The sequence below is a fragment of the Microcoleus sp. Z1_A1 genome (assembly GCF_036700305.1).
Taxonomy (GTDB): domain Bacteria; phylum Cyanobacteriota; class Cyanobacteriia; order Cyanobacteriales; family Microcoleaceae; genus Microcoleus.
This window is the reverse complement of sequence record NZ_JAUBOR010000044.1, coordinates 36,707-39,784: the sequence shown is the minus strand read 5'-3', so window position 1 is coordinate 39,784 and position 3,078 is coordinate 36,707. Positions and strand designations below refer to the sequence as shown.

Annotated in this window: 2 protein-coding genes and 1 pseudogene; 1 reads left to right on the top strand and 2 read right to left on the bottom strand. The window is 43.3% G+C overall.

The genetic code is table 11. The features are described from left to right. Positions 1 to 974, bottom strand: a 974-nt coding sequence (locus QT973_RS22310) for a protein kinase domain-containing protein (RefSeq protein WP_333056478.1), incomplete at its 3' end; no start/stop codon positions are given. Between the two features lie 315 nt (positions 975 to 1,289). Between QT973_RS22310 and QT973_RS22305 the strand changes: the two are divergent. Further along, positions 1,290 to 1,529, top strand: a pseudogene (locus tag QT973_RS22305) (IS1/IS1595 family N-terminal zinc-binding domain-containing protein); the annotation flags it as partial. Between the two features lie 2 nt (positions 1,530 to 1,531). On the opposite strand, the gene QT973_RS22300 reads toward QT973_RS22305, so the two are convergent. Next, positions 1,532 to 3,078, bottom strand: a 1,547-nt coding sequence (locus QT973_RS22300) for a CHAT domain-containing protein (protein WP_333374515.1), incomplete at its 5' end; no start/stop codon positions are given.

Genomic DNA, 3,078 nt, shown 5'->3' with positions numbered 1-3,078 from the left:
AGCATCATTTCGGTGCTGCCCCTGCTGACTCGCTCAAAGGCTGCTAATAAGGTTTCTACTTCTGTTTCTCTGCCGTAGAGTTTTTGAGGTATCTGAAACTTATCTGTAATATCTTTTTGGGCGATCGCAAAATCTGCAATTCCTCCCGTAGTTTTTAATTGTTCTAGGCATTCTTCTAGGTCAGCGATAATTCCCCAAGGGCTTTGATATCTGGCTTCAGCGGTTTTCGCTAATAGCTTCATCACAATATCAGAAACAGCTTTAGGAATTTCTCGATTGATTTGGTGGGGCGGTACTGCTTGTTTGGCAATGTGACAGTGGATTAATTCCATTGCATCGCTGTAATCCCAGGGCAATTGCCCTGTTAGCATTTCGTAAAAAGTGACTCCTAATGAGTAAAAATCAGTGCGGTAGTCGATCGCTCTGTTCATTCTGCCTGTTTGTTCCGGCGATATATAGCTAAGGGTGCCTTCTAAAACATTAGGATTTTTCAGGGTAGGATTTTCGCGCTTTAAAACCGTAGAGATGCCAAAATCTATAATTTGAACTCGCCCTGTGCTTGAGTTGATAATAATATTGCTGGGATTAATATCTTTATGAATAATTTTATGTCTGTGAATTTCACCTAAAGCCCTGGTTATTTTAATAGCTGTTAATAAAAACTCTTCTAAGGTAAGTTTGTGAGAAGCCAACCAAAGCTTTAATGAGTCTCCACCACAATCCTCGAAAATGATAGCCAAACTGTTATGGTATCTTTCTAAGCTGTAGGTTTTAGGGACACTTTCTAGGTGAAGATTGTGTGTGATTTCGTATTCCTGCTTGTATCTGACTAACGAAGCTGGCATCGGATAATCTTGTTTGAGAAATTTGAGAATTACGGGTTGGTTGTCTTGCTTTCTCAGTCCCCGGTAAACTACAGAATTATTACTTTCATGGATCTGGTTGGTAATGTCGTAGCCCGGTAAGTTAATCATTCTTACAGCCTCTTGTCAGTATTAATACTCAATTATTTTTTATATATTGTTAGTTAATTAAGTATATGTATTATCTAATACACAATATTACCCTAAAATTTAAGAAAAGCTTAAGTTTTCCAAAAAAAATTATTTTTTCTTAACATTTCTTCAAAATAAGAGGGCTAAACATTCCGACCAGGAGTCCGATCGCTCCACAGTTTCCTGTAAAATCCGGCAAAACAGAGTGAAGTGCGATCGCCGTTAGTCTTCCTAGGAGATTTGGGCGTTGCATAATGAGAGTATAAATAGGGCGAATCACCATGCAATGAAAGCGAGTGCAAATTAACCCATATCCGTAGAAACACTAAGAAAAAAGGAAAACAGAACCACATTTGTGTCAAATGCGATCGTCAATTTATCGCTGATGATGAGTCCCACGCCTGGTTACAGCGAGACTGTGAAACCGGAATGCCTAAAAATGTATGTCAATAGTATAGGTTTTCGGGCAATTAACGAATCAAGGGAGTTCATCACACCACCCTAATAACTTCGGTAAGACTTGTGGGAAAACTCCATTACCAAGGATTGCCAATCATTGTAAAGGCGGCCCAATAATAAGGATGCGAAAGCACTCGATCGCCCCGCGCCGCAATTTCTGGAGGCAAAATTAGACCCCCAGAAAGCCCTTGGGCTCGCAACATCCCGTCTTGAATCCGCACGCGCCCCCGCAGCATCTCCAATTGCGCGCGTCGCAAAGCCTCCGCTTTAATCATCAAATTGCCACCGCGTCTGGGGGCCCGCAACTGGCGATAAAACTCAGTCATCAGCCCCAAAGTCCCATCATCGCTGACTTCCCACAAACTCGCCAAAGCGGATTTAGCACCGCTAGCTACCGCCAAACCCGCAAACCCCAACTCCGCATCTTCGTCGCCCAAAGCGGTACTGCACGCGCTTAAAACTAACAGATTCACCGGCGGTTCATTCCATCGCAACTGTCGCATTTGATCGATACGTAATTTACTATCCCACAACTGAATGTAAGAATTTTTCGGTTCTCCTGGCTGGAATTCGCTGTGAGTTGCTAAGTGAATGATGCCAAAAGGCTGATTTGCCCGCTGAGCTTGCAAATTTTCGAGAGTAAAATCTTGATTCAAAAATGATTTTCCTTCACTTGGCGGCGCGATCGACTCTAACTCCACCGGTACCGCTGGTAATGGCGCTTTATCTTCAAATACCGACGCCCCCATGGCCAAAATTTCATCATCCGCAATATTGTCGTAGCCGATATCAGTTAAGCTCAGACTCGGCATCACACTAATGCTGTATTTCTCAACTAAAAAGCCTTTGCCATCGTGAAGAGCAGCAAACGGCACGCTCCGCAAACCTGCTGCTGGAATTACAATTAAATTGTCAATCTTTAAAGCTGTCAATTCTGCGGCAACTGGTGCAATTAACCACCGATAAAGTTTTTGCGCGGTATCCAAATAACTAATGCTGCTTCTTTTTCGGGGATTAGTTATTTCGGTTTGCAGGGCGTCAGCTAGTTGCAACACCTGCCAGCGGGTTGTAGCCGGAATTAAAACGCGCTGGGGTTGAGCATTAGCTGTTACTAACACTATTTCTAAATGCTCCCCACTCGGAACATCGGAAACTTCTTTGCCATCCGGCGACAACCTCTGAGTCAACTTATCTTCTAAGGGATGAGATGGCTGGGATGCGAGGTTTGTTTTCACAGGCAATAGATTTGATAAATCCTGACTTGCCACCAGTACAGAATCATTTTCTTTGACAGCGGCTGCATCAGCTCTGCTGAGCCAATTCATATAAATAATAGCAGATTTGATTCCGGTAATTTTTTCGTTTTTGCGAAGATTTTCGTAAATTACCGACATATTCCCGATCGGTCTTCTTGCGGGCAAATCCAGATATTTTTCGTACTCGCGAGTAAAGATTTCCTCAAATGCTAAAACTCCCGAACCTGCCGAATCTAGCCTGCGAGAAGGAGCGAAAATATCCGGGCTAATTTCGGGAGTGTTGTATTGACTTTGCGATCGCAATTCTACTTGCACAGATGCAGGAAATGACAGCGCCGGATCGCGATTTACGGACTCAAGAGGCGGTG